The organism is Rhodococcus sp. RD6.2, assembly GCF_001040705.1.
Classification (GTDB): Bacteria; Actinomycetota; Actinomycetes; order Mycobacteriales; family Mycobacteriaceae; genus Rhodococcus_G.
Genome location: NZ_CVQP01000007.1, coordinates 311,877 through 337,155, shown reverse-complemented (window position 1 = coordinate 337,155; position 25,279 = coordinate 311,877). Strand labels below are relative to the sequence as shown.

Genomic DNA, 25,279 nt, shown 5'->3' with positions numbered 1-25,279 from the left:
CACCTGCGGCGCCTGAATTTCACCCCCAGAGGGGACCGGGGGTGAAATTCGCTCAGAGCGCGCGGAGGCGCCTGATCTCGGCGTTCACCTCGCCCGCGGCCTCGATCGTGCTCATGTGCCCGATCCCGGGCATCCGGATGAGGCGGGCGAGATGGTCGTGGGCGTCGAGTCGGTCGGCCATCCGCACCGCGTGCGACTGCGGCGTGAGCCGATCCGCGGTCCCGACGACGACGGTGGTCGGCACGGTCAGGTTGTCGAGAGCGTCGCCGATGTCGAGGGTGCTCAGTGCGCGACCCCAGCCTCCGCGGGTGGCGGGCGCACAGTCACGCACGATGCGGGCGCAGAAGTCGACTTCCTCCCGGCTGGATCCGGGCGCCAACGCGACGTACTGGAGGCCGCGCCGGGTGAACGGCGTCTCGATGAGCGGCACCGTCGACCCGAGGATCGCGCGGGCGACCGGGACCGGCAGGGCGGGAACGCGTTTGGGCAGCGGGATGACGGTGGTCTCGGCGACGAGCCGGTCCGATCCGGTGCTGGCGAGCATCACGGCGGCAACCTTCTCCTGCACGCGCTGCGGGTACTTCAGCGCCCACGACATGATCGACATACCGCCCATGCTGTGCCCGACGACGACGGCGCGGCTGCCACTCGGGACGGTCGCCTCCAGCACCGCGTCGAGATCGTCGCCGAGCAGTTCGGGGTCGAGCCGGCTCGGTCCGATCGGGCTTCGTCCGTGCCCGCGCTGGTCGTAGACGACGACCCGGAACTCGTCGGCCAGGTCGTTGATCTGCGGGTACCAGTAGGCGGTCGAGCACGTCCAGCCGTGGGCGAACACGATCGGCGGCGCCGACGGGTCACCGTACGCGAGAACGTGAATGCGGTGACCGTCCGCCGACACGACGGACAACTCCTCCGGATGTGACGACGGATCCGCGAGAGCAGGGTTCGGCTCGGCGGAGAGTCGTGCCGTGGCCTTGCGGCGACGCACGGCCACTGCGGCGCCCGCGACCGCGGCGAGCGCGGCCGTTCCTACCAGAATGCGTCGTGACGATGGGGACACAGAAGAACCTTTCGAGAACTGGAACTGGTGGACGTCAGATGATGTGGGCTCGCCGCAGCAGGACCGTGGACGGGCCTCCGATCAGCCCGATCCCGTCCAGGAATTCGACCGTCTTCGCGCAGCCCTCACGAATCTTGTTGTGGTAGTGCTGGTTCGACGCCGCCGCGGCCCTGGCGCGATGCGGATCGAGTCCGGCGGCCTCGTACACCTTCGGATTGACGAGGCTGGTCACGACGAAGTAGGCCGTGACGCCGAGAGCGAGGCGGATACGCGCGCGGGTGAACGCGGAGATGTTCGCGGCGCGCCTCGTCGCCTCGTCCCGCGCGAACTTGATGTGCCGCGCCTCCTCGGTCACGTGGATCCGGCTGACGGTCCGGGTGATGGGCTGGACGCGGTCGTCCTTCATGAAGTCGCGCTGCATCATGTCGAGGATCTCCTCGGCGAACAGCGTGCCGCCGTATGCGAGCGATCCGGTCGCGGTCGCCTTGAACAGGCGTGCGGACTGCCGGATCCACTGCTTCGGCTGATACGACGGAACACCGAGTCGCGTCGCGGACCTGGCGAACATCGTCGAGTGTCTGCACTCGTCGGCGATCTCGGTGAGCGCGAACTGGAAGTGTGCCGTCGCGGGGTCGTGGGTGTAGACGTCGCGGAGCAGCATCTGCATGAGGATCATCTCGAACCAGATGCCGGTGCCCGCGATGCTCGCGGCCTCGTGTGTGGTGAGGGTGATCCGCTGCTCCTCGGTCATCGACTCCCAGAGGTCGGTGCCGTAGAGGCTGCACCATTCGGGAGTCATGCCGTACAGGTCGGATGGTATCGGCGCGTCCCAGTCGATCTCGACGAGCGGGTCGTAGGACTTGCGTGCCGCGGACGCGAGAAGCCGGGACGCGGTGTCCTGACGGGTACCGACGTGAACCTGACGGGATGGGCCCGCGTGGCCGATCGACATGGCGACGCTCCTCCCCGAGTGCCTGCGGGTGGGTGCGAACGGGGGTCCGCACCGGGCGATCACCTCAACAATGCGTCGTCCCGATACCTGTTGTCAACGGTATCTGTGACCCGAATTCTCAGAAATCGTCACCAGCGGGGACCGCGCTGGACCTCGTCCACCCGAGGACGCACATCCACGAGGTACACGCAGATCGCGACCACAGACACCAAACCGAACAGGGACACGACACTCCTCGCCAGGAACATGACGAGCACGGCGGCGACGAGAATTCCCACCCAGATCGGCTTCGACAGCTTGTCGACCGCTGTGAACGCGTCCGGGCGCTGCCGGACCGCATGGAACAGGGCGAACGCCCCCGCGGCGAGCCCCAGCAGCCACAGCGCGAGAAGGATCAGCCCGGACAGGGTGTAGGCGGTGGTCACGGTTCCATCCTAACGATCGGATGCCGGCGCCCAGCGGAGCCGCGTTTCATACGCGTCGACCCCCGCACGACAATGCCGTGCGGGGGTCGACCCAACCTTGGGACGCGTCAGGCATCGGTCGACTTCGGGGCCGCCTTCTTGGCGGGCGCCTTGGTCGCAGCCGTCTTCGTCGCCGGCTTGGCGGCAGCCTTCGCCGGAGCCGTCTTCGCGGGTGCGGGCTTCGTGGTGGCAGCCTTCGCAGGTGCAGCCTTCGTGGCAGCGGGCTTGGCCGGCGCCGGCTTCGCGGCGGCAGGCTTGGCCGGGGCCTTCGGCGCGGCAGCCGCGACCTTGGTCGCCGCGGATTCCGTCGTCGCCTCGGCCTTCTCACCTGCACCGACGAACCGGCTCGCAACCTGCTCGCCCGCATCGGCAACGGCGTCGGAGACCTCGTCGGCAACGTCGCTGATCTTCTCGGCAGCACGGCCCGCAAGCTTCGCGGCCTGCTCACCGACGGCCCGAGTCTGACGTGCCACCGTGCCGAGAGCCTCCTCGGTCAGGTTCGCGGCGTCGCCGAGCACGGACTCGGCGCGATCGATGCCCTCCTCGAGAGCGGGCTGCTTGCGGATCCGCTCGACGGTCTCCTCGCCGCGCTCGGCGAGGGAGGTGTAGATGTCGGCGGCAACCTTCAAGTACGCCTCGGCAACCTTGCGGAGCTCCTCCGACGTGAACTTCTCGCGCAGGTCGGCCAGTTCCTCGGGCAGCTCGGCCGGGAGGCCGGCGAGCCGCTCACGCAGCGCCTCGACGCCCTCGGTCAGGTCACCGGTCAGCTTGTCCAGCCGCTCGCGTGCCGCGTCGACAGTGAGGTCGCCGGACAGCTTGTCGAAGCGCTCACGCGCAGCGTCGACGGTGAGGTCGTCACCGGCGGAGGTTGCCCGCTCGCGCACCTGGGCGACGATGTCGGCGACGGCCTGGACGACGACGTCACCTGCGCCGACCGCGGCGTAGATCGGCGTCTTGACGGTGTCGAAACCCTTGAGATCAGTCATGAGATTTCTCCTGTTTCCTCGGGTTGGATGTCCGTTTCCGGCGCGTTCTCACGTCGGAAGGATTCGTAGATTTCGAGGAGCACCTGTTTCTGGCGCTCCGTGAGAGAGGTGTCGGCGAGCAGCGCGTCACGCACCGGCCCGGACGGCCGCTCCTCGAGCAGTCCGGCCCGCATGTACAGCACCTCCGACGACATGCGGAGGCCCTTGGCAATCTGGCCGAGCACTTCGGCGGACGGCTTGCGAAGCCCACGCTCGATCTGGCTGAGGTACGGATTGCTGACCCCGGCCAGTTTCGAGAGTTGGCGCAGCGACACCTGCGCGGCTTCACGCTGCGACTTGATGAAGCTGCCGATGTCCTGCGCGGCGTTCGTGACCACCCGGGCCGCAACGTCGCCGGCACTGTCGCCGGTCGACCGGGTGTCGTCGGTCACTGTGGCCGCCTCTCTTCCCCTGTGTGCGCCTTCCACGCTACGACAGCGTGCTAGCTGTTGCAAGCACTCTGCTAGCAGTTGAGGTGCGGATCACCCGAACAGCAGGTTCGACACCGTGTAGATCGCCAGCCCCGCGAGCGCACCGACGACGGTGCCGTTGATCCTGATGAACTGCAGGTCCCGTCCGACCTGCAGCTCGATCTTGCGGCTCGCCTCCTCCGCATCCCAGCGCGCGACGGTCTCGGTGATGATTCCGGTGATCTCGCCGCGATAGTTGGCGCTGACGTAGCGCGCGGCGGTGTCCAGCCAGCCGTCCACCTTCACGCGCAACTCGGCGTCGTCGCGCATCCGCTCCCCCAGCCGGATCACGGTGTCGCGCGTCTTCGCACGCAGCGCGCTGTTCGGGTCGTCCGCCGACTCGAGGATCATCCGCTTGGCGACCTTCCACGCCGCTTCGGCGGCTCCGGTCACCTCCTTGCGGCCCATCAGCTCCGTCTTGACCTTCTCCGCCTTCGCCATCGTCTCGGGGTCGTGCTGCAGGTCGTGGGCGAACTCGATCAGGAACCGGTTCGCGGCCTGACGGACCTCGTGGTCCGGGTTCGAGCGGACCTTCCATGTGAAGTCGACGAGTTCCTTGTGGATCCGCTCGCCGAGCAGCAGGTCGACGAACTTCGGCGACCACGACGGGCTGTCCCGGTCGATGATCCGATCGATCGTCTCCTGGCTGCCCAGCGCCCACTGGTGTGCCCGCTCTGCCAGCATGTCCAGCAGCGGCAGCTGACGGTTCTCCGTCAACAGTTCGGCCAGCACCTTGCCGATCGGCGGCCCCCACGCCGGTTCCGCGATGCGGCGCACGATCGTGTTGTCGATGATCTGCTGCACGTCCTCGTCACGCAGCACGCCGACGAACCCGCGCAGCAATGTCGCCGTCTCCGCCGCCACCCGCTCGGCGTGCGCGGGCTCGGCAAGCCACGTTCCCAGCCGCAGCGGCACCTGCGCGGCCTGCACCTTCTGTGACACCACGTCGGGTGCGAGGAAGTTCTCCCCCACGAAACTGCCGAGGCTGGACCCGAGCTGGTCCTTCTTCCTCTTGATGATCGCCGTGTGCGGGATCCGCAGCCCCAACGGGTGCCGGAACAGCGCCGTCACCGCGAACCAGTCGGCCAGCGCACCGACCATCGCCGCCTCCGACGCGGCCCGCACGTAGCCGACCCAGTCCCCCGCGCCGCGGGATTCCTGCCACCGACAGAACATGTAGACGACGGTCGCGAACACGAGAAAGCCTGTCGCGATGGTCTTCATCCGGCGCAAATCACGCCGTTTGGTGGCGTCGTCGGTACCCAGCAACTGCATCACCTGCTCAATTGTGCCGAACTCCGACGCGGTACCGGCGCCGCAACTCACCGACGCGGACGGCCGCGACACCGGGGATGGCGACAACCAGCAGGTCCGTCGGCCGTAAACTGGCCTGAACATCGATCGGAACGGATGTGGCAACAACAGTGCCGAAGAAGACAGCACCCGACCTCGACACAACCGAGGTCGTAGACGCCGGCGCCACCACGCCTGGCGCCAAGCCCGAGAAGACCGACGGGCGCAAGCGCCGGTGGCGGGAACACAAGATCGCACGCCGCGAGGAACTGGTGGACGGCACCCTCGCCGCGATCCGGGTCCGAGGACGCGACGTGGGCATGGACGAGATCGCATCCGAGATCGGCGTGTCGAAGACGGTGCTGTACCGGTACTTCAACGACAAGAGCGACCTCACCAGCGCCACCATGACCCGATGGGTGGAAACGGTGCTCGCGCCGCGGATGTATGCCGCGATCGGCGCGGACATGGACGAATACGAGCTGGTCCGGGTCGCGATCACCGCCTACGTGGAGACGGTGTCCGAGGACACCGAGGTCTACCTGTACGTGATGGCGAACAGTTCGGGCGCGAACCGCGACGTGGTCGCCGAATCGGAACGCATGATCGCCGAGGCGCTCTCCGCGGTCCTGGGCGTCAAGCTCCGCCAGATGGAGATGGACTCGGGCGGCGCCCTGCCGTGGGCATACGGAATCGTCGGCGCGGTACAGCTGGCCACCCACTGGTGGATCTCGAACCGGTCGATGACGTCCAACGACCTGATCGACTACCTGACGATGATGACGTGGGGAGGCGTCACCGGGATCGCCGCGGTCGCAGGCTCCCCGGCCCGGTTCAAGTCGATGCCGCACCCCCTGCTCTCCGACCGGCCGGAAGCGTTGTAGTTCCACCGGCTCGGCACCTGCACATGGGAGAGTCACGACCATGAGCACGAGTGAGGGCTGGCGGATCCCCGCGGTCGAAGCGCTGCGCGTCACCGAGGCGACACGGGTCGCCGACCTGAACACCAACGGCACGCCCGGTTTCGACGGCGACAAGGCCCTCGGTGCCCGCTTGCTCGAGCAACGCGGGGCCGTGTTGTCCGGGCTGCAGGAAATGCTGTTCGCGGGTGCCCGCACCACCGACGAGCACCGATCTGTGCTGCTGATCCTGCAGGGCATGGACACCGCAGGCAAGGGTGGCGTGGTCCGGCACGTGATCGGCCACGTCGATCCGCAGGGCGTCGACCACGCCTCGTTCGGTGTGCCGACGCCCGAGGAGAAGCGTCACCACTACCTGTGGCGGATTCGCCGGGAACTGCCCAGGAAGGGCCAGCTCGGGGTCTTCGACCGCTCACACTACGAAGACATCCTCGTTGTCCGCGTGCACGATCTGGTCCCCCGCACCGAGTGGGAGACACGCTACGACGAGATCAACGCGTTCGAGCATGACCTCGTCGAGTCCGGGACCACTGTGGTCAAGGTGGCGATGTTCGTTTCGCTCGACGAGCAGAAGTCGCGCCTCGCCGAGCGACTCGACCGCCCGGACAAGTACTGGAAGTACCACCCCTCCGACGTCACCGAACGCGGGTACTGGCCGAAGTACCAGGAGGCGTATCAGGCGATGCTCGACCGCACGTCGACAGAGCACGCGCCCTGGTTCGTCATCCCCTCCGACCGCAAGTGGTTCAGCCGGCTGGCCGTGACGGAACTGCTGATCGACGCGCTCGAACGACTCGACCTGTCGTGGCCGCCCGCCGACTTCGACATCGAGGCGGAGAAGCTGCGCCTGGCGCGATCGTGACCGGCGGCTCGTGGCAGGGAGTCGGGACGTTCAGGGCTTGACCGGCCAGGCGGTGCCACCGGGCAGCGGGAAACGAGGCGTGTGCCTCCGCTGACGGTGGTCGTGCCACACGGTTCCGCCGACCAGGGCGAGAGCGAGCGTCACGGCGATCATGAAGGTCACCGCAGCCACGACCGCCCACCCCCCGAAACCGGACGCTGCCGCAACGACGGCCAAGGCGAACGCGATGACGGCCAGGAGACCGAGCGCGTAGCCGATCCATTCGGCGAACAGATGAAGCTTCATGTGCACTCCTCCTCGGTAGAGGAAACGGCTCTGGTTTTCGACGCTACGCCCGGCGAACGGGAGGCGACAAGGGCGATCATCTCCATCCGACGGTCTCGGGTTGCTGGGTGAACTTGCCGACCAACGCGGTGCAGAAGCTGTGGAGGTCGGCCGTGCCTCGGCTGGTCACGAGGTTGCGGTCGACGACGACCTTCTCGTTCACGTAGGTACCGCCCGCGTTGACGATGTCGGTCCGCAGGCTCGGCCAACTGGTGAGAGTGCGGCCCGACACCGCACCCGTCTCGATCAGCAGCCAGGGCCCGTGACCGATCGCCGCGACCGGTTTGCCGATGTGCATCGCGTGCCGCACGAACGCGACCGCATGGTCGTCGGTACGCAACCGGTCCGGCCCGAGTGCACCGCCGGGCAGGATCAGTCCGTCGTAACTGTCGAGATCTGCTCGACCGACGAGCAGGTCGACGGGGAACCGATCCGCGGCTTCGACGTCGCCCCGGTACGCCTGGATCTCGCCGAGCGCGATGGACAGCAGTTCCGTGCTGCCACCTGCCACCTCGACCGCGCGGCGAGGCTCGACCAGCTCATCCTGTTCCACACCGTCGGCAGCAAGGAATGCCACCCGGTGTCCGTCCAGTTGCCCGCGCATCGCCTCGACCCCTCACCAGACGTGATCTGCGTCACTTTCATTATGCGCTCCTGCGCGTGGTCGACGAGTCGCGGTTTCCCGTCGACCACACGCGGCGAGTTGCGTTCGGACAATCGCGTGCGGGCGTGTCAGAAGGTGGCCGCGTCGATGACGAAGCGGTAGCGCACGTCGCTGCGCAGCACCCGCTCGTATGCCTCGTTGATCCGATCAGCGGAGATCAGTTCGATCTCGGAGACGATGCCGTGCTCGGCGCAGAAGTCGAGCATCTCCTGGGTTTCGCGCAGGCCCCCGACATTTGAGCCTGCGAGGCTGCGACGGTTACCCGCCAGCGAGAACGCGCGGACGGAGATCGGCTTCTCGGGGAGGCCGAGGAGGACGAGGGTGCCGTTGAGAGCGAGCGTCCCCAGGTAGGCGTCGAGATCGAGGTTGACCGACACCGTGTTGAGGATCAGGTCGAACCGGCTGCGCAACTCCTTGAACACGGCGGGGTCCGCGGTCGCGTGGTAGTGATCGGCGCCGAACCGCAGGCCGTCCTCCTGCTTGGACAGCGACTGGCTGAGCACTGTGACCTCGGCACCCATCGCGTGCGCGATCTTGACGCCGACGTGCCCGAGTCCGCCCATGCCGACGATGGCGACCCTCTTGCCGGGACCCGCGTTCCAGTGCCGCAGCGGCGAGTAGAGGGTGATGCCGGCGCACAGCAGCGGGGTGGCGGCGGCGAGGTCGAGCGAGTCCGGGATGGAGACGACGAAGCCCTCGGTGACGACGATGTGGGTGGAGTAGCCACCCTGGGTGACCTTTCCGTCCTTGCCGACGGAGTTGTAGGTGGCGGTGACGCGGTTGGCGCAGTACTGCTCCTCCCCCGCCTCGCAGGGCGCGCAGGTTCCGCAGGAGTCGACGAAGCAGCCGACGCCCACGCGGTCGCCGACCTTGTGCCGGGTCACGTCGGGCCCGACCTCGGTGACGAAGCCGGCGATCTCGTGGCCGGGCACCACGGGGTAGCGGGTTCCGCCCCACTCGTTGCGGGCGGTGTGGATGTCGGAGTGACAGATCCCGGCGTACTTGATCTCGATGAGGACGTCGAGCGGACCCAGGTCCCGACGTTCGATGGTGGTCTTCTCCAACGGTGCGTCGGCGGAGTTCGCGGCATACGCGGAAACGGTGAGCATGCCCACATGTGTAGCGCCGGTACCGATCAGCCGCAACGGCGGTGCCTGCGTCCGGAGGCGAATTTCGGCGATCCGTCCGCATGTGCGACAACCAACGGCTAACCTTCCGTCACTTTCTGGACAATTGTCCAACATTGCGGTGAAGGAGTGCCTGTGCCCTGGTTGTCATCCACCCGTTTCGCGCCTGTCGCCGCGGTCGCCGCGATTCTCGGGGCACTTCTCTCCGCGACACCTGCGACCGCCGCCGCGGAAGAGGGTTTGCAGAGCCGACTCCAGATCCAGGGCGGCGACATCGTCGACGAGTTCGGTCGGGTCGTACTCCTGCACGGCGTCAACAACGTCGACAAGGAGCCGCCGTACGTCACCCCCGGCGACGGCCTGACCCTCACCGAGGACGACGCGGATCTCCTCGCCGGACACGGCTTCAACACCGTGCGACTCGGGGTTTCGTTCGACGGCCTCATGCCCGACCGCGGCGTGATCGACCCCGCCTACATCGACCGGATCGCGACCGTCGTCGACGTGCTGGGATCACGCGGCATCTCCGTCCTTCTCGACAACCACCAGGACGGAATCGGAAAGCCCTGGGGTGGAAACGGTTTCCCGGACTGGTCGATCCGCGCACGCCCACAGTCGTGGGAACCGAACCCGGGCTTCCCCCTGAACTACCTGATGCCCAGCATGAACGTCGCGTGGGATGCCGTCTGGAACAACGAGGACGGGGTACTCGATCACCTCGGTACCGCTCTGGCCGCGCTGATGGACCGCGTCGAGGGCATGCCGGGTGTACTCGGTGTCGAGTTGATGAACGAGCCGTGGCCCGGCTCGCCGTTCCTGACGTGCTTCCCGAACGGATGCCCCGAATTCGACCGCAAATACCAGGACGCGATGCAGCGGCTGACCGACCGCATCCGACTCGCCGACCCGACCGTGCCGGTCTTCTGGGAGCCGAACGTAACCTGGAACGAGACAATGCCCAGCAATCTGGGGAACCCTCCGCACACACCGGCGATCACCGACCCGAACATCGGCCTGTCAGTGCACGATTACTGCATTCCGAGCCAGCTGAGCATCTACGTCGGCCTCCCCGCCGGACTCGCAGCGTCCTGCCCCGCCCAACACGACAAGACGTGGTTCAACGTCGACACCCTCGCCGCCCGCACCGGCCGGCCGGTGCTGGTCACCGAGTTCGGCGACGTCGATCCGGACGTCCTGGCGGCGACGGTCGCCCGCGCCGACGAGCGGTTCATCGGCTGGCACTACTGGCACTACCGTTCGAAATTCGGACCCGACGGGGGCACGGACCCGTTCCGGGGTGGGGTGGGATCGCAGTTGGTCCGCACCTACCCGCAGGCGACGGCGGGCGTCCCCGGCAGCCTGCAGTTCAACCCTGACGGCGGCGACTTCCGGTACACCTACACGGCACGCGCCTCCGCGAAGCCCACCGAAATCTACGTCTCCGACCTCCACTACCCCGAGGGCGTCGTGGTCGCCGTCGACGGGGGACGCGTCACCTCGGCACCGGGCGCACGCATCGTCACGGTGGAGGCGGATCCCGGTGCCGCGGTGACGGTCTCGATCCACTCCACCGACTCGGATGGAACGAACCTGCCCGGTGCGGCCGGCAGTGCCGCGGCATCGTCGGACGGCAGCTCCGGATCCTGACTTCCCGCCCCTGACGCGGACACAGAAAGGCCCCGAACCGACGGATCGGTTCGGGGCCTTTCCATCCCGGACGACGGTGCAGTCCGGGCCCCTCGGGGCGTTCCGTCCGCGGCCGCGACCACTCACGGGCCGCGTACGGAACGCACGATCTTCTCGCGGCGTCAGGCTTGCTGAGCCGCGCGGCGCCGCAATCGGTGAGCCGCTGCCACCAGGTTCCGCAGCGACGGCTCCAGCTGCCAGTAGTGGCGGGTCTTGAGGCCACCGTCGGGATTCGCCCACAGTCGGTCGAGATCGACCGACTCGGCTGCCTCGGTGAGCAATTCGTCGAGTTCGTCGATGTCTGGGATCCGCGCGGAACGGGACTCGTAAACGCCTGGACCGACACCGTGGGTGAGCTTGCGTTCCTTGAGCGCGTCGAGCACCCAGTCGATGGACCTGGTGGCGACGATGGCCGTCACGTCGCAGTCCATGCGCTCGATGGCGTCCACCACCTCGGTGCGGCTGGTGTACGACAGGTGCGTGTGGATCTGCGTTTCCGGCTTCGCTCCTCCGGTCGCCAGTTTGAACGCGTCGACCGCCCAACCCAGGTACTCCGAACGGCCTCCGGCGCGCAGGGGCAGCAGCTCGCGGATCGCGGGCTCGTCGACCTGGATGATCGCGACGCCCGCCTTCTCGAGGTCCGCGATCTCGTCCCGGACAGCGAGCGCGAGCTGGTCTGCGGTCTCGTGCAGCGGCTGGTCCTGTCGCACGAACGAGCGCGCCAGCATCGTGACCGGACCGGTGAGCATCGCCTTGACCGGCTTGTCCGTCAGCGACTGCGCGAACCCGATCCACTCCACGGTCATCGGCCCGCGACGCCGCACGTCACCGAAGAGAATCGGCGGACGCACGCACCGCGACCCGTATGCCTGCACCCAGCCGTTGTGTGTGAACGCGAATCCGTCCATCAGTTCGGCGAAGTACTGGATCATGTCGTTGCGCTCGTGCTCACCGTGCACGAGGACGTCGAGCCCGATGTCCTCCTGGAGGCGGATCGTGCGCTCGATCTCCTCCTGGATGCGCTTGACGTAGTCCGGGTACTCGATCCGGCCCTGCCCGAGGTCATAGCGCACCTTGCGGATCTCGTCGGTCTGCGGGAACGACCCGAGGGTGGTGGCAGGCACCAGCGGCAGGTTCAGCCGAGCCTGCTGCGCGGCGCGACGCTCCTCGTACGGCGCGCGGACACGCTGCTCGGGACGGATCGCGTTGACCCGCGCCCGCACGTCGTGTTTCTGCTTGAAGTGCACCGACGTCGGCTTCTTCCGCCACCGTTCGGACGGGCCCTCGGTCAACGCCTTCGCCAGCGACACGACCTCGCCGACCTTCTGCTTCGCGAACGCCAGCCGGTCCGCGACGTCACCGTCGAGGTCCCATTCGGAGAGCACGTCGCAGGGCACGTGCATCAGCGAACACGACGTCGACACCACCAGGTCGGGGATCACCTCGGTGAGCTGCGACAAGTACTTCAGCGTCACCATGTTGTCCGCGCGCCACACGTTGCGACCGTTCACGACGCCTGCGTACAGGCGCTTGCGCCGCAGTCCGGGGACCTTCGCGAGTTCGTCGGGCGACACGCGGCCGTACACCAGGTCGAGCCCGATGGCCTCGATGCCTGTGCTCGCCAGGATCGGCAGTGCGTCACCGAGATTGCCGTACGGGCCGGTGACAAGGATGCGCGGTCGCAGCGGTGCGTGCGAGAGCGTCTGGTACGCCCGCTCCAACGCTTCGAGATCCTCGGCCGTGCGGTCCTGCGTGAACATCGGCTCGTCGAGCTGGATGCAGGTCGCCCCCGCCTTCGCGAGGAGCTCGAACAGCGCCGCGTACTGCGGCAGCAGGCGGTCCAGCAGGTCGAGCGGCGAAAAGTCTTCGGCCGCATCCGGTCCCGCCTTGGACAGCAGCAACAGCGACACCGGCCCGAGAACCACGGGACGCAGTTCGATGCCGCGCGCCTTCGCCCGCTCGAACTCGTCCAGCAGCGCGTCGGCGTGGAGCGCGAACGGCGTCGACTCGTCCAACTCCGGCTGCCGGTAGTAGTAGTTGCTGTCGATGTAGCGGACCAGTTCGAGCGGCGGGAAGTCCGGGCGACCGCGCGCCATCGTGAAGTAGAAGTCGAGCTCGTCGAGCTCGCCCTTCAGGGGCGCGAAACGGGTCGGGACCGCGCCGAACAGCAACGCGTTGTCGAGGACGTGGTCGTAGTAGGAGAAAGTGTTGCCCGGGACCTGCGTCAGGCCGGTCGCGGCGAGCTCACTCCACGTCTGCTCCTGGAGCTCACGCCCCACCGCGACGAGTTCAGCCTGGGTGGATCGGCCGTGCCAGTACGCCTCGAGTGCCCGCTTCAGTTCACGCCGAGGGCCGATTCGGGGATATCCCAGGACACTGGAACCGTAAGTAGCTGCGCTGCTTGACATTCGTGTCGACCCTTCCCTCATGCGTTGCGCAGCCGTGTCGCTGACGCGCTTCGCGTCGATGTCACTGATGCGCTTCGCGCCCATGTCGCCGATGCACTTCGCGCCCGTGGGCGATCTTTACCCGACTGGGGGAAATTCACGCACGGGCGCCGAAGGTGCTGATCTCGCTAGCTGGCCTTCTTGGCCACGCGCCCGTTGTCGGCGTACTCGTAGAAGCCACGGCCGACCTTCTTGCCGACGAGACCCGCCTCGACCATGCGCAGCAGCAGCGGCGGCGCGGAGTACAGCGGCTCCTTGAACTCCTCGTACATCGAGTCCGCGATCGACTTGACAGTGTCGAGACCGACCAGATCCGTCAGCGCGAGCGGACCCATCGGGTGGGCGAGGCCGAGAACGGTCGCCTTGTCGATGTCCTCCTTGGTCGCGAATCCGGACTCGACCATGCGGATGGCCGAGAGCAGGTACGGCACCAGGAGCGCGTTGACGACGAAGCCGGAACGATCGGCGGACCGGACGACCTGCTTGCCGAGGACCTCGCCTGCGAATTGCTCGGCACGCTCGGTGACGGCGGCGCTGGTCTTGAGGGTGGTGACGAGTTCCACGAGCGGGAGCACGGGCACCGGGTTGAAGAAGTGCATGCCGATGACGCGCTCGGGCCGGCTGGTGGTGATGCCGAGCTTCATGATCGGGATGGACGAAGTGTTGGAGGCGAGGACCGCGTCGGGGTCGGTGACGATCTGGTCGAGCTCGGCGAAGATCGCGCTCTTGACCTTCTCGTCCTCGATGACGGCCTCCACGACGAGCTGCCGGTCCGCGAAATCGCCGAGATCCGAGGTGAATCGGAGGCGCCAGGCGGCCTGCTCACGCTCACGCTCGGTGATCTTTCCACTGCTCACACCGCGGTCGAGCGAGCGCAGAATGCGCGCGCGTCCGGCGGCCGCGAGCTCGCGGGTCTGCTCGTACACCAGGACGTCGACATGCGCACGGGCGCACACCTCGGCGATTCCGGCGCCCATCTGACCGGCGCCGATCACGCCGACGCGCTGAATCTTCTCGCTGGTCACGTCAGCTCCTCATCGTGTGGTGGATCGTCATCGTCATGCGGGAAGGAAGACTGTGGTGAATCGGTTGTCCAACCCCGCCGCGGAGCCCGGGCTGTTGGTCCCGCGGCGGGGTGAACGATGAGTCGTCAACCGGTGCGGCGGCGCCGGGGAAGCGCCGCCGCGGGTGACTGGGTGGCAGTTCCTAGTGGAACTGGCCCTCCTCGGTGGAGCCCTTCAGGGCAGCCGTCGAGGTGTTCGGGTCGACAGTGGTGGCGATGCTGTCGAAGTAGCCGGCGCCGACCTCACGCTGGTGCTTGACGGCGGTGAAGCCACGCTCGGCAGCAGCCTTGAACTCGCGCTCCTGCAGGTCGACGAAGGCGGTCATGCCCTCACGGGCGTAGCCGTGCGCCAGGTCGAACATGCCGTAGTTGAGCGAGTGGAAGCCGGCGAGGGTGATGAACTGGAACTTGAAGCCCATCGCGCCGAGCTCACGCTGGAACTTCGCGATGGTCGCGTCGTCCAGGTGCGCCTTCCAGTTGAAGGACGGGGAGCAGTTGTAGGCGAGCAGCTGGTCCGGGAACTCGCTGCGGACGGCCTCGGCGAACTGCTTCGCGACCTCGAGGTCCGGAACACCGGTCTCCATCCAGATGAGATCGGAGTACGGGGCGTAGGCCTTGGCACGAGCGATGCAGGGCTCGATGCCGTTCTTGACGCCGTAGAAGCCCTCGGCGGTGCGGGTGCCGTCCAGGAACGGGCGGTCACGCTCGTCCACATCGGAGGTGATGAGGGTCGCGGCCTCGGCGTCGGTGCGGGCGATGACGACCGTCGGGACGTCCGCGACGTCGGCCGCGAGGCGAGCCGAGGTCAGGGTGCGGATGTGCTGCTGGGTCGGGATGAGCACCTTGCCACCGAGGTGGCCGCACTTCTTCTCCGACGCGAGCTGGTCCTCCCAGTGCGAACCGGCAACGCCGGCCGCGATCATGGCCTTCTGCAGTTCGTAGACGTTGAGGGCGCCACCGAAGCCAGCCTCACCGTCGGCGACGATCGGAGCGAGCCAGTTGTCGACGGAGGTGTCACCCTCGACCTTGGCGATCTCGTCGGCGCGCAGCAGCGCGTTGTTGATGCGGCGCACGACCTGCGGCACCGAGTTGGCCGGGTAGAGGCTCTGGTCGGGGTAGGTGTGGCCGGACAGGTTGGCGTCGCCGGCGACCTGCCAACCGGACAGGTAGATGGCCTTCAGGCCCGCGCGGACCTGCTGCACGGCCTGGTTACCGGTGAGGGCGCCGAGGGAGTTGATGTAGTCCTCGTTGTTGACGAGGTCCCACAGGATCTCCGAACCGCGGCGAGCGAGGGTGGCCTCTTCGACCACGCTGCCCTGGAGCTTCACGACCTGCTCAGCGGTGTAGTTGCGGGTGATGCCCTTCCAGCGCGGGTTGGTGTCCCAATCCTGCTGGATCTGCTCTGCGGTCTTCGGGGTGCCGGTGGTCGACATCAAGACTCCACTCTCTTCGGATCAACTGCCCGTTGGGGACCTCGTCCAGTACGTCCGTACGGCTTCGCATCCTTGCCAGGGCCTTGCTGTGTACGTATTGAGAGTGACACAGCCAAAAACTGCCGTCTACCTGTTGCGAATGCCAACCTTCGCTAGGTTCTCAAACCGTCTTGTTAACTTTGCAAAGACCACGAGCCGTTCTAGAACAGGTTCCAGTCGAACCTAAGTTACCGCCAGGTAGCAAAATCGCAGGCAGAGGCACCTGCCGAACGGAAGACCAATCGTCCGCTCGGCGGACCTCCCTCGAGACGGCGATGCGCCCGTCCTCACGCATCGACACGCCGAATGTGAGGGCAATCACCGAAGGCAAACCTTCGCATCGGAGCGAAGCCGGGGGCGAATCCGGGCGGCCTTCACAAGTCGCGCGGCTCGTGTCGGCGACTTTCGATATGGTCCGGGCATGGCACACCCCGACGACTTCAGCGCCCTCGAACCCGTCCGATTCGTGGCAGGAATCACCGCCTCGAGCATCATCTACTCCCCCGGCGGGCCCGAGTACCACGGCCACAGCTCCGTGCTCGACGCCCACGGAATCGAGGGGTCGGGATACGACTTCACCGGCGCACTCCAGGCGGTCCTCACCGACCGATCGCCGGAGTCGATGAGTGCGGTCGGGTTCGACCCGGAAGCCGGCATGGTCAGCGTCTACGGCAACGACACCGACGCGCTGCTCGTCGCAGCGAAGGAACTGCACACCCTCATCGTCGACGCCGCCGCACTCGACGCCGCGCTCCACCGCGCCGCGGAACTCGGCTTCGAGGACTAGGACTACGGTCACAGGGATGCGACTGCGACTGGGACGCCCCGACATCGCCGCCTACCGCGACCGCTTCGACGTGCCCACGGCCCGCGACGGCCTCGCCGTCACGTTCCTCGGCGTGTCCAGCCTGTTGATCGACGACGGCTCGTCGGCGATCCTCACCGACGGGTACTTCAGCCGACCGACGATGGCACGGGTCGGGCTGGGTCGCATCGCTCCCGACCCCACCCGGATCTCGGCGGCTCTCGACCGAGCCGGGATCACGGCCCTCGACGCGGTGATTCCGGTGCACACCCACTTCGATCACGCGCTGGACTCCGCGGTTGTGGCCGAACGAACGGGTGCGGCACTCGTCGGTGGCCCGTCGGCTGCGCTGATCGGCCACGGGCACCCACTGCCTCCCGAGCGGATCGTCGTCGCGGAGCCCGGCAGCACCCTGCGGTTGGGCGGCTATGACGTCACGTTCGTCCCGTCGCATCACTGCCCACCCGACCGGTTCCCCGGCACCATCACGGCTCCGGTGCGGACACCGGTTCGCGCGTCCGCGTTCCGGTGCGGCGATGCCTGGTCGATCATCGTGCGCCACTCCACATCCGGCCGCTCGGCGCTGGTCCAGGGCAGCGCCGGCTACGTTTCGGGTGCCCTCACCGGGCAGTCGGCCGAGATCGCGTACCTCGGGGTCGGCCAGCTGGGGGTGCAGTCCGACGAGTACATCGAGGCGTACTGGCAGGAGACGATTCGGGCAGTCGGCGCCCGCCGAGCCGTTCTGATCCACTGGGACGACTTCTTCCGGCCCCTCACCGAGCCGCTGCGCGCGCTGCCCTTCGCAGGAGACGACCTGGACCGCACCATGACGGTGCTGGCCCGGCTCGCCGATCGGGACGGCGTCACGCTCTCCTTCCCCACTGCTTTCGCTCGCGAGCACCCCTGGTCCTGACACCGAGGATTTCCGTTGCCCACCGGGTGATCCGCGCCGGTGGCGCACTTTTCGAACGGAACCGCAGCACCCTATGGTGCGTCCAAGTCCATGACCGCACCGCACACTCGACAGAACCAACCCGAAAGAGAACGCATGAGCACCCACCTGCCTGTTCGACGTCTATTCGCCACCGCGCTGCTGTCCGCTGCGGTGGCCACCGCCGTCACGGGATGCGGCGGCGACGCGTCGAGCACCGCCGCACCGGCGCCGGTCGTCGAACTGTCTGCGTCCGCGACGCCCGCCGAACGGCTCGAGGCGGCGGTGGTCAACACGTTGACGGCGGGACCGATTCGCGTCTCGTCCGTCGCGAACGGCATCGAGACGGAGAATCAGCTCGACTACTCGAAGCGGGTGACCTACTCGTCGATGGAGAACGACGCGTCCTCACCCGTCAGCAGTGTGTTCATGCGCGACAACGTCGTCTACGTGCGGTTCGCCGAGGACACGAACGGCGCGAAGGCGGGGACCTGGTACCGCGCCCCCGCCGACGAGGGGATGACGCGAATGTTGGCGAAGTCCTTCGACATCGACTGGGTCAAGAAGGTGATCGTGAGCTCGACGGACATCGTCGAGAACGGCACGGAGGATGTGAACGGCTCGCAGGCGACTCACTTCGTCGTGACTCCCGACCGCGACGTCATGGTCGACCTCGCACTGCAGGCGATCCCCGACGCCCTGGTGTCCTCGGGCACGGTGACGCGGGAGGCCCTGGCGTCCCAGGTCCCCGCGGAGCTGCACTACTGGGTCAGCGACGCCGGCTACCTGGTGAAGGAGGACGACGGTTCCCAGGTCAAGACGTACTTCGGTTTCGGTGAGCCGCTCGACCTCCCGGAGTTCGACGAGTCCACCGTCGAGATGGTGCCCACCAGCTGACAGGTCACCGGAACCCCTGCTGCACACACCTTTTCGTGCGGCCTCGGGAAATCGGCATCGGCAGCCCCTGCCCACACTCCACAAGGTGTGCACAGGGGGCTGCGCGTGACGACTGTGTCGCCTACTCCCGCGTCACCGAACGGTCCAGGGACGAGAAGCCCACGACGGGCGCACCCAACGGCGCGCTGCGCTTGCGGCTGACGTAATCGGCCGTCACCGAATACGCGGCGCCGACGTACTCGCCGGACGCGTCGTAGGTGATCGACTTGTCCTGGGCGAAGCCCATGCCCGCACCGACCGACACCGCGTCGATGTTCGCGCCGAGGAACACGTAGTCCCACGCGAACTCCCGCTCCTGCCGCGTGATCGCGGCCTTCACCGTGTCGAGCGTCCATTCCGTGCTGGCGTTCTCCTCACCGTCGGTGACGACGAGGACGATCACCGTCCCGGGACGCTCGTGCTCCGGAAGCGCGGCGAGCTCCTCACCGATTTCGGTGGTCAGCCGTCCGATTCCGTCGAGCAGGGCGGTACTGCCCCGCGGGCGCAGTTCCAGCGGCGGTACCTGGTCGATCGGGATCGACGTGTACACCCGCTCGAAGTCGTTGTCGAACTGGGCAAGTGTCACGATCGCGTCGCCGGGCTGTGCGCGCTGTTCGGTGATGAAGGCGTCGTACCCGCCCTCGGTGTCGGACTTGATCGACTGCATCGACCCCGACCGGTCGAGCAGGACGGCGATCAGAGTCAGGTTCGGGTTCGTCATGGGAACTCCTGGGAGCGTTCGAGCCGACGGATCGGCGCCGCCTGGTAGCCAGCCCTGCAGAATGCCATCAGCCACCGACACGTTCGGGCCACACGGCTCGCGACCGGGCAGAAACCGTCGCCGCTTCGCGCGATTCGCACCGAGAAGTGCACGCTCGCCGGGAACCGCGGCCGCACCCGACCTGCCGGATTTCGACGAGGCCGCGGTCGAGTCCTTTCCGGGCGCCTGACAGTCGCTGACGGACGCGGGTCGTTCACACCCCTTTTCGGCCACGCACACCCGTATTGCGCGCGCAAAACCCCTGTGCAGCGGCGAAAAGCCGTGTGCACAGGGGTTTTCGCGACTCCGGCGGCGTCAGATGCTCCGCATGACCGCCTTGATTCCGACCCACAGCCCGACCGCGCAGGTGACGAGCGCGGCGACGATTCCCCATGCGACGTCGGCGTCCCACATGACGCCGGTGAACAGGGCGCGCTCGGCGTCGACGATGTAGGTCAGCGGGTTCGCCTTCGATACCGCCTGCATCCAGCCCGGTCCCGCCTCGAGAGGAAGCATCATGCCTGCGAGCAGCAGCAGCGGGAAGATCACCGACTGCTGCACACCCCAGAACACCCACTCGCGGCCCTTCGCGGCGAGTCCGAGAGCGTAGGACAGCGCACCGAGGCCGATGCCGAAGACGCCCAGGATCAACAGCCCGACGAGGACGTGCAGCGGATAGAACGTGAGCCCGAACGGGATCGCGACGACGGTGATGAGCAGGGCCTGGACGACGAGGGGCGCGAACTCCTTGAGCGCGCGGCCGACGAGGATCGAGGAGCGGTCCAGCGGGGTCGCGAGGATCCGTTCGTAGGCGCCGGTCATCAGCTCGTACAGCAGGTTGCCGCCGACCATGCCGGTGCCGAAGATCGCGATCATCACGAGCACGCCGGGCAGGAACCACTGCAGGGCCGACTCGCCCTCGATGCCGCCCGCGCCGAGCATGCCGTCGAGCAGCGGCCCGAAGAGGCCGAGGAACACCAGGGGCTGCAGCAGCGAGAAGATCAGCGAGAAGGGGTCCCGCAGGACGACGAGGATCTCGCGGGTGAACACGGCTCCGGTGTCGTGCAGCCACTTTCCGACGCGGGAGCGGTCGGCGACGGGATAGGGCGTCGTCTCGGTTCGGGTGATGACGTCGGTCATGCCGCCTCCTCGCGCAGGGACCTGCCGGTCAGGTTCAGGAACACGTCGTCGAGCGACGCGGGTTTGACATCGGTGGACGCCACGACCACACCGGCCGAGTCGAGCGTGCGCAGCAGCGGCGGAACGAGTTCCGGACCGTTGTGCGTGGTGAGCGCGAGTCGCACCGCGCCGCCGTCGGTGACGGTCTCGGCGACACCGGTGACCGCGGACGGGAGCACCGACCGCGCCGCCGCAACACCCTCACCCGAGACCAGTTCGACGGTGACGACGTCGTCGGCGTAGTCGCGTTTGAGCACAGCGGGCGTCGCGTCGGCGATGACGGTGCCGTGGTCGATGAGCACGATCCGTTCGGCCATCGCGTCGGCCTCGTCGAGGTAGTGGGTGGTCAGGAGCAGCGTCATCTCGTTCTGCTCCCGCAACCGAAGCACGTGGTCCCACAGGTTGGCGCGGGCGTGCGGATCGAGCCCGGTGGTCGGCTCGTCGAGGAACAGCAGCTTCGGATGGTTCATCAGCCCCATCGCGACGTCGAGGCGTCGACGCTGTCCACCGGACAGCGACTGCACGGTCCGCTTCTCCATCCCCGTCAGTTCGAGTGCCTCGAGCAGGTCGGCGGAGCGTCGGCGCGCGACGTCGGCCGGCACGGAGTAGAACCGTGCCTGGTTGCGCAGCTCGTCTCCCACCCGGTACGAGTAGCCGCCCGCGTTGCCCTGCCCGACGTACCCGATGCGCGCGCGGACGTCGGCGGGGTTGCGGACGACGTCGCAACCGGCCACCTCCGCGGTCCCGGACGTGGGGCTCAGCACCGAGGTGAGCATCCGCATCGTGGTGGACTTCCCGGCCCCGTTCGGGCCGAGGAACGCGACGAGTTCCCCCTGTTTCACATCGAGGTCGACGCCCTTGACCGCTTCCACGGTCTCCTTCTTGCGACGAAAGGTCTTCGTGAGCCCCCTCGCCCGAATCGCATTTTCCGTACGGCGTACCGATTCAGTCACGAGATTTACGGTACGCTGCACGAGAAATCCGCGCAACGGCATTTTTCTGAGAAGGTTCCATGAGCGACGCAACACCCGAGACGCCAGCGGCGGACAACCAGCGCTTCGCGCCTCTGTGGGAGGACCCGGCACCGGCGGCCACCCGCGGCAGGCCCGCTCGCGTGAACCGCGTCCAGGTGGTGGACGCAGCCGTCGCCGTCGCCGATGCCAGCGGCCTCGATGCGGTGTCGATGCGGTCGGTTGCGCGGGCGCTCGGCGTCGGGACGATGACGCTCTATTCCCACGTCCCCAGCCGCGAACATCTCGTCGACGCGATGATCGACCGCGCCTACGCCGACTTCGACCTCCCCGACCCGGGACTCCCGTGGCGCCCCGCGCTGGAGGCCTACGCCCGCGGATACTGGTCGCTGCTGCGCACACATCCCTGGCTACTGGCCGTCAACACGTGGCGAATGCCACTGGCGCCGAACGTGTTCGACGCCGAGGAGTCCGGCCTTCGGATACTCGTCGACACCGGGCTCACCGCGGGGCAGGTCGTCGAGACGATCGCGATCGTCAACCAGGCGGTGTCCGGGTTCGCGCGCGCCGCCGCTGCCGAAGACGCCGACGTGAGCCGTCAGGGCACCGACTACGAGGCCTACTGGGCGTCCCAAACGGACTTCTGGCAGAACACCTTCGAGCCGAGTCGTTATCCGACGATGACACGGCTGTGGACCGTTGGCGCCTTCGACAACGGAGCGACACCGTTCGAACTGCGCATCGGAGCGCTCCTCGACACCATCGAACTCCTCATCGAGAAGTCCGGCGGTAGCCCGATTCCGTCGTTCGACGACTGCATGGCGGTCCCGTGGCCGGAGACCGAGACGGACTGCCCGGCGCCGCCGGACCCCGCCGACTGACCGCTGCGATCAGTCACCTCGGCGTTGCATCCGACGGCGTCGACGGGCTCATTGAGCCTGCTGCCGCACACGGAAGCTAAGCGTGCAAAGGCTTGATTGCGAAGACCGGGGAGCGCATCTAACCTGGTGCAATGGCCAAGACCTTCGTCGGGGCACGCCTCCGGCAGCTACGCACCGAACGCGGAATGAGCCAGGCCGCGCTGGCCAAGACGCTGGAGATCTCGGCGAGCTACCTCAACCAGATCGAACACGACGTCCGCCCGCTGACCGTTCCGGTCCTTCTCCGCATCACCGAGGTGTTCGGCGTCGACGCGTCGTTCTTCTCGTCCCAGGACGACACCCGGCTGATCGCCGAACTCCGCGAGGTCGCGCTCGACCAGGAGATCGGGTTCGACGCGGACCCGCAGGAGCTCGCCGAGATGGTGTCCGCGCACCCGTCGCTCGCCCGCGCGGTCGTCAACATGCACCGCCGCTACCGCAACACCACTGCGCAGCTCGCGGCGGCGACCGAGGACCGGTACAGCGACGGCAGTGGCTCCGGCTCGATCACGATGCCGCACGAGGAGGTTCGCGACTACTTCTACCAACGGCAGAACTATCTCCATGAACTCGACACGGCCGCAGAGGATCTCACTGCCCGGATGCGTTTCCACCGGGGCGACGTCGCGGGCGAGATCGCCAAGAGACTACAGAACGTGCACGACGTCCAGATCGTGCAGCGCATCGACCTCGGCGAGGGTGTGCTGCACCGGTACGACCCCGACGCCCGCGTCCTCGAGATCTCACCCCACCTGTCGGGTGGCCAGAAGGTGTTCAAGTTCGCCGCCGAACTCGCGTACCTGGAATATGGCGACCTCATCGAAAATCTCGTCGACGAGGGCAGTTTCACGTCCGAATCCTCCCGATCACTGGCGAAGCTGGGCCTGGCGAACTACTTCGCCGCGGCGACCGTCCTCCCCTACGGTCAGTTCCACGACGTCGCCGAGGACTTCCGGTACGACATCGAACGCCTGTCTGCGTTCTTCTCCCAGTCCTACGAGACGATCTGCCATCGACTGTCCACCCTGCAGCGGCCCAAACTGCGCGGGGTGCCGTTCTCGTTCGTCCGTGTCGATCGCGCCGGGAACATGTCGAAACGCCAGTCCGCCACCGGTTTCCACTTCTCGTCCAGTGGCGGCACCTGCCCGCTGTGGAACGTCTACGAAACCTTCGCGTACCCGGGCAAGCTCATGACGCAGATCGCGCAGATGCCCGACGGCCGCAACTACCTGTGGGTCGCGCGCACCGTGGAGCGTCGCGCGTCGCGGTACGGCCAGCCGAGCAAGACGTTCGCGATCGGCCTCGGTTGCGAACTGAGGCATGCGCACCGCACGGTCTACGCGGACGGACTGAACATCGAATCCGACGCTGCCGCAACCCCGATCGGCGCCGGCTGCCGGGTGTGCGAGCGGATGAACTGCCCGCAGCGGGCCTTCCCTCCCCTCGGGAAGGAACTCGACATCAACGAACATCGCAGCTCGGTCTCGCCGTACCTGATCGCCGAGACGTGACGACTACTGTTCGAGCGCGGACAGGGTTCCCACGCTCACCCACGCGGTCCGGTGTCCGGGTCCGGGCGACCGCGGTCGGGTCAGGACGTGTACGGCGTGGTCGTCGTCGACGGTGGTGACGGCAAGGCAATGTTCGGATTCCCAGTGCACCGCATGCCGACCCGGTTCGACGGACCCGAGTCCGATCCAGGCGCCCCACGCCCTGTCGGCGCTGCGGTTCCGTAGCCGAACCGCGCCGTCGGGCGTCGCCACGACCACCGCGGGCTCCACACCGCCGTACGCGGCGACCGCAACGGATGCGGCACCCTCGCCGATCGATTCCCAGGAGTCCTCGGCGACTGCGTCCGACACAACGCGACTCCGGACGCCCCCGTCGTGCGTCACCACCACCACCTGCACGCCGCCGGGGCACGGTGCGGTCGCCACCGATCGCGGTTCGCGCACACCGAGACGTCGCCACGTGCAGTCGTCGCGGCCGGGGTCGAGCAGGCACGACACCAACTCGCCGCCGGTGGTGACGCCGACCAGCAGCACACCGGATCCGACGGGACAGATGTGAAAGCCCGGCCGCAGCGGACCGCCCACGACCTGCCCGGCCGTGGCGCCCGACATCCCCGCCATGCGAAGCTCCCCGTCCGCGGACAGGTGGAGCTCGACGGGACCGGTTGGTGTCGGCACGGTGCCCGAGCGGTCGGCCACCACGCCGGACTGACCCACGTCGACGACACCGCGCAGGCGGAGGCGTCGGAACACCTCGGGGTCCGGCATCCAGCTCCCCGCGACCTCCCGCGATGCCGGGCGTCCCCCGCTCGGGCGGTGTCCGGTGTGCACGGCGCCGAGGTAGCGGCCGGCGGCACCCTCAGCGAGAAGCCGGACCGTGTAGTCGGCGTCCTGGTCGAGCCCGTCGAACCGTGCCTGGTGCACCGTCCCCCGGTCCGTCCCCGCGAATCCCGGCCTCCGGCCGGGTGCGGTGATCTCCGCCCAGCAGGCGACGGGAAGGGCTGTGCTCCACCGCAGGTGCACCGATTCCGCCCCGACGACCGCCCGGCTGACATCGATGCGCTGTGTCGGGGCCAGCGCGACCGGAGCCGTCTCGAGCACCGTCGTCAGGACCAGGGTCGCCAACACCTGTCCGACACCCGAGCGCAGCGTGAACGTCTGGGTCTGATTCAGGGCGACCTCGGTGACCGCCGATCCGGTCCGACCCGCCCCGAACGGTTCGTCTCCGCCTCCGTCGACACGGCGGCTGAGCCGCCCGGACGACAACAGTTCGGTGTCCCACACGACCGTCACCGGTCTGGTCTCGCGGACACCACTCGGCACGAACGCGACCGGGTTGTCGGCAGGCGACACGGTCAGCGTGGCCATCGAACCCTCCTGCGATCGGGACACTCGCGGCATCGGTGTCCGTCACACTGACACACCAGCCGCTCAGCC

24 protein-coding genes are annotated in these 25,279 nt (G+C 67.6%); 8 read left to right on the top strand and 16 right to left on the bottom strand.

The window, feature by feature from the left end; all coding sequences use genetic code 11:
- Window positions 1–52: 52 nt before the first annotated feature.
- The 6 genes from RHCRD62_RS15235 to RHCRD62_RS15210 form a co-directional block, all read right to left on the bottom strand.
- A complete protein-coding gene (locus RHCRD62_RS15235) occupies window positions 53–1,060 on the bottom strand; it encodes an alpha/beta fold hydrolase (RefSeq protein WP_050065555.1) in 1,008 nt (335 codons plus the stop codon).
- Window positions 1,061–1,094: 34 nt separating this feature from the next.
- A complete protein-coding gene (locus RHCRD62_RS15230; protein WP_050065554.1) occupies window positions 1,095–2,012 on the bottom strand; it encodes an AurF N-oxygenase family protein in 918 nt (305 codons plus the stop codon).
- A 128-nt stretch (window positions 2,013–2,140) separates the two neighbouring features.
- On the bottom strand, window positions 2,141–2,437 hold the full coding sequence (locus tag RHCRD62_RS15225; protein WP_050065553.1) for a DUF2516 family protein: 297 nt from the start codon (window positions 2,435–2,437) through the stop codon (window positions 2,141–2,143).
- Window positions 2,438–2,544: 107 nt separating this feature from the next.
- Window positions 2,545–3,462, bottom strand: coding sequence for a hypothetical protein (locus RHCRD62_RS15220; RefSeq protein ID WP_050065552.1), 918 nt, complete (start codon window positions 3,460–3,462; stop codon window positions 2,545–2,547).
- Entirely contained in the window at window positions 3,459–3,893 is a 435-nt protein-coding gene (locus RHCRD62_RS15215) for a helix-turn-helix domain-containing protein (RefSeq protein WP_050065551.1), read from the bottom strand. The genes RHCRD62_RS15220 and RHCRD62_RS15215 overlap by 4 nt, the downstream gene beginning before the upstream one ends.
- A gap of 90 nt (window positions 3,894–3,983) precedes the next feature.
- Entirely contained in the window at window positions 3,984–5,246 is a 1,263-nt protein-coding gene (locus RHCRD62_RS15210) for a DUF445 domain-containing protein (protein ID WP_050065550.1), read from the bottom strand.
- 137 nt (window positions 5,247–5,383) lie between these two features.
- On the opposite strand from RHCRD62_RS15210, the gene RHCRD62_RS15205 reads away from it, so the two are divergent.
- Entirely contained in the window at window positions 5,384–6,148 is a 765-nt protein-coding gene (locus tag RHCRD62_RS15205) for a TetR/AcrR family transcriptional regulator (RefSeq protein WP_253277330.1), read from the top strand.
- Window positions 6,149–6,188: 40 nt separating this feature from the next.
- Window positions 6,189–7,046, top strand: a complete 858-nt coding sequence (locus RHCRD62_RS15200; protein WP_050065548.1) for a polyphosphate kinase 2 family protein — start codon at window positions 6,189–6,191, stop codon at window positions 7,044–7,046.
- Between the two features lie 30 nt (window positions 7,047–7,076).
- Here the strand turns inward: RHCRD62_RS15200 and RHCRD62_RS15195 are convergent, their stop codons facing one another.
- From RHCRD62_RS15195 to RHCRD62_RS15185, 3 genes are all read right to left on the bottom strand, one after another.
- Window positions 7,077–7,331, bottom strand: a complete 255-nt coding sequence (locus RHCRD62_RS15195) for a hypothetical protein (RefSeq protein ID WP_050065547.1) — start codon at window positions 7,329–7,331, stop codon at window positions 7,077–7,079.
- A 76-nt stretch (window positions 7,332–7,407) separates the two neighbouring features.
- Complete coding sequence (locus RHCRD62_RS15190) at window positions 7,408–7,974, bottom strand: type 1 glutamine amidotransferase domain-containing protein (RefSeq protein ID WP_050065546.1); 567 nt, start codon at window positions 7,972–7,974, stop codon at window positions 7,408–7,410.
- Window positions 7,975–8,102: 128 nt separating this feature from the next.
- Window positions 8,103–9,143, bottom strand: a complete 1,041-nt coding sequence (locus tag RHCRD62_RS15185; RefSeq protein ID WP_050065841.1) for an NAD(P)-dependent alcohol dehydrogenase — start codon at window positions 9,141–9,143, stop codon at window positions 8,103–8,105.
- Window positions 9,144–9,296: 153 nt separating this feature from the next.
- Here RHCRD62_RS15185 and RHCRD62_RS15180 point away from each other — a divergent pair, with 153 nt between their 5' ends.
- Entirely contained in the window at window positions 9,297–10,808 is a 1,512-nt protein-coding gene (locus RHCRD62_RS15180; RefSeq protein WP_253277329.1) for an endoglycoceramidase I, read from the top strand.
- Window positions 10,809–10,969: 161 nt separating this feature from the next.
- Here RHCRD62_RS15180 and metE read toward each other — a convergent pair whose 3' ends face one another.
- The 3 genes from metE to aceA all read right to left on the bottom strand — a co-directional run bounded on the left by metE (window position 10,970) and on the right by aceA (window position 15,790).
- Window positions 10,970–13,255: a 5-methyltetrahydropteroyltriglutamate--homocysteine S-methyltransferase gene (gene metE / locus RHCRD62_RS15175; protein ID WP_050065839.1), complete on the bottom strand. Its 2,286-nt coding sequence runs from the start codon at window positions 13,253–13,255 to the stop codon at window positions 10,970–10,972.
- Window positions 13,256–13,422: 167 nt separating this feature from the next.
- Window positions 13,423–14,319 (bottom strand): 3-hydroxybutyryl-CoA dehydrogenase, encoded by an 897-nt coding sequence (locus tag RHCRD62_RS15170; protein ID WP_050065545.1) that lies wholly within the window; start codon window positions 14,317–14,319, stop codon window positions 13,423–13,425.
- Between the two features lie 181 nt (window positions 14,320–14,500).
- Entirely contained in the window at window positions 14,501–15,790 is a 1,290-nt protein-coding gene (aceA, locus tag RHCRD62_RS15165; protein ID WP_050065544.1) for an isocitrate lyase, read from the bottom strand.
- 460 nt (window positions 15,791–16,250) lie between these two features.
- Here aceA and RHCRD62_RS15160 point away from each other — a divergent pair, with 460 nt between their 5' ends.
- From RHCRD62_RS15160 to RHCRD62_RS15150, 3 genes are all read left to right on the top strand, one after another.
- A complete protein-coding gene (locus tag RHCRD62_RS15160) occupies window positions 16,251–16,616 on the top strand; it encodes an Imm51 family immunity protein (RefSeq protein WP_050065543.1) in 366 nt (121 codons plus the stop codon).
- Between the two features lie 16 nt (window positions 16,617–16,632).
- A complete protein-coding gene (locus tag RHCRD62_RS15155; RefSeq protein WP_050065542.1) occupies window positions 16,633–17,547 on the top strand; it encodes an MBL fold metallo-hydrolase in 915 nt (304 codons plus the stop codon).
- Window positions 17,548–17,682: 135 nt separating this feature from the next.
- Window positions 17,683–18,462 (top strand): hypothetical protein, encoded by a 780-nt coding sequence (locus RHCRD62_RS15150; protein WP_050065541.1) that lies wholly within the window; start codon window positions 17,683–17,685, stop codon window positions 18,460–18,462.
- A 121-nt stretch (window positions 18,463–18,583) separates the two neighbouring features.
- Here RHCRD62_RS15150 and RHCRD62_RS15145 read toward each other — a convergent pair whose 3' ends face one another.
- The 3 genes from RHCRD62_RS15145 to RHCRD62_RS15135 form a co-directional block, all read right to left on the bottom strand.
- Window positions 18,584–19,222, bottom strand: coding sequence for a vWA domain-containing protein (locus RHCRD62_RS15145; protein WP_172671070.1), 639 nt, complete (start codon window positions 19,220–19,222; stop codon window positions 18,584–18,586).
- 354 nt (window positions 19,223–19,576) lie between these two features.
- Window positions 19,577–20,401 (bottom strand): ABC transporter permease, encoded by an 825-nt coding sequence (locus RHCRD62_RS15140; protein ID WP_172671069.1) that lies wholly within the window; start codon window positions 20,399–20,401, stop codon window positions 19,577–19,579.
- The gene (locus RHCRD62_RS15135) at window positions 20,398–21,393 is read right to left on the bottom strand and encodes an ABC transporter ATP-binding protein (protein WP_084734284.1); all 996 of its coding nucleotides are present in this window, start codon (window positions 21,391–21,393) and stop codon (window positions 20,398–20,400) included. The genes RHCRD62_RS15140 and RHCRD62_RS15135 overlap by 4 nt, the downstream gene beginning before the upstream one ends.
- 59 nt (window positions 21,394–21,452) lie before the next feature.
- Here RHCRD62_RS15135 and RHCRD62_RS15130 point away from each other — a divergent pair, with 59 nt between their 5' ends.
- A complete protein-coding gene (locus RHCRD62_RS15130) occupies window positions 21,453–22,292 on the top strand; it encodes a TetR/AcrR family transcriptional regulator (RefSeq protein WP_050065540.1) in 840 nt (279 codons plus the stop codon).
- Between the two features lie 131 nt (window positions 22,293–22,423).
- Window positions 22,424–23,842 (top strand): acetate metabolism transcriptional regulator RamB, encoded by a 1,419-nt coding sequence (gene ramB, locus RHCRD62_RS15125; RefSeq protein WP_050065539.1) that lies wholly within the window; start codon window positions 22,424–22,426, stop codon window positions 23,840–23,842.
- Between the two features lie 3 nt (window positions 23,843–23,845).
- On the opposite strand, the gene RHCRD62_RS15120 is transcribed toward ramB, so the two are convergent.
- Window positions 23,846–25,210, bottom strand: a complete 1,365-nt coding sequence (locus RHCRD62_RS15120; RefSeq protein WP_157050942.1) for a hypothetical protein — start codon at window positions 25,208–25,210, stop codon at window positions 23,846–23,848.
- Window positions 25,211–25,279: the final 69 nt, after the last annotated feature.

Excerpts from the sequence above, each read along its gene's own strand:
- RHCRD62_RS15230 (WP_050065554.1), bottom strand. The coding sequence starts at position 2,012 with ATGTCGATCGGCCACGCGGGCCCATCCCGTCAGGTTCACGTCGGTACC.
- RHCRD62_RS15220 (WP_050065552.1), bottom strand. The coding sequence starts at position 3,462 with ATGACTGATCTCAAGGGTTTCGACACCGTCAAGACGCCGATCTACGCC.
- RHCRD62_RS15210 (WP_050065550.1), bottom strand. The coding sequence starts at position 5,246 with ATGCAGTTGCTGGGTACCGACGACGCCACCAAACGGCGTGATTTGCGC.
- RHCRD62_RS15200 (WP_050065548.1), top strand. The coding sequence starts at position 6,189 with ATGAGCACGAGTGAGGGCTGGCGGATCCCCGCGGTCGAAGCGCTGCGC.
- RHCRD62_RS15195 (WP_050065547.1), bottom strand. The coding sequence starts at position 7,331 with ATGAAGCTTCATCTGTTCGCCGAATGGATCGGCTACGCGCTCGGTCTC.
- RHCRD62_RS15190 (WP_050065546.1), bottom strand. The coding sequence starts at position 7,974 with ATGCGCGGGCAACTGGACGGACACCGGGTGGCATTCCTTGCTGCCGAC.
- RHCRD62_RS15185 (WP_050065841.1), bottom strand. The coding sequence starts at position 9,143 with ATGCTCACCGTTTCCGCGTATGCCGCGAACTCCGCCGACGCACCGTTG.
- metE (WP_050065839.1), bottom strand. The coding sequence starts at position 13,255 with ATGTCAAGCAGCGCAGCTACTTACGGTTCCAGTGTCCTGGGATATCCC.
- aceA (WP_050065544.1), bottom strand. The coding sequence starts at position 15,790 with ATGTCGACCACCGGCACCCCGAAGACCGCAGAGCAGATCCAGCAGGAT.
- RHCRD62_RS15160 (WP_050065543.1), top strand. The coding sequence starts at position 16,251 with ATGGCACACCCCGACGACTTCAGCGCCCTCGAACCCGTCCGATTCGTG.
- RHCRD62_RS15155 (WP_050065542.1), top strand. The coding sequence starts at position 16,633 with ATGCGACTGCGACTGGGACGCCCCGACATCGCCGCCTACCGCGACCGC.
- RHCRD62_RS15150 (WP_050065541.1), top strand. The coding sequence starts at position 17,683 with ATGAGCACCCACCTGCCTGTTCGACGTCTATTCGCCACCGCGCTGCTG.
- RHCRD62_RS15145 (WP_172671070.1), bottom strand. The coding sequence starts at position 19,222 with ATGACGAACCCGAACCTGACTCTGATCGCCGTCCTGCTCGACCGGTCG.
- RHCRD62_RS15140 (WP_172671069.1), bottom strand. The coding sequence starts at position 20,401 with ATGACCGACGTCATCACCCGAACCGAGACGACGCCCTATCCCGTCGCC.
- RHCRD62_RS15130 (WP_050065540.1), top strand. The coding sequence starts at position 21,453 with ATGAGCGACGCAACACCCGAGACGCCAGCGGCGGACAACCAGCGCTTC.
- ramB (WP_050065539.1), top strand. The coding sequence starts at position 22,424 with ATGGCCAAGACCTTCGTCGGGGCACGCCTCCGGCAGCTACGCACCGAA.
- RHCRD62_RS15120 (WP_157050942.1), bottom strand. The coding sequence starts at position 25,210 with ATGGCCACGCTGACCGTGTCGCCTGCCGACAACCCGGTCGCGTTCGTG.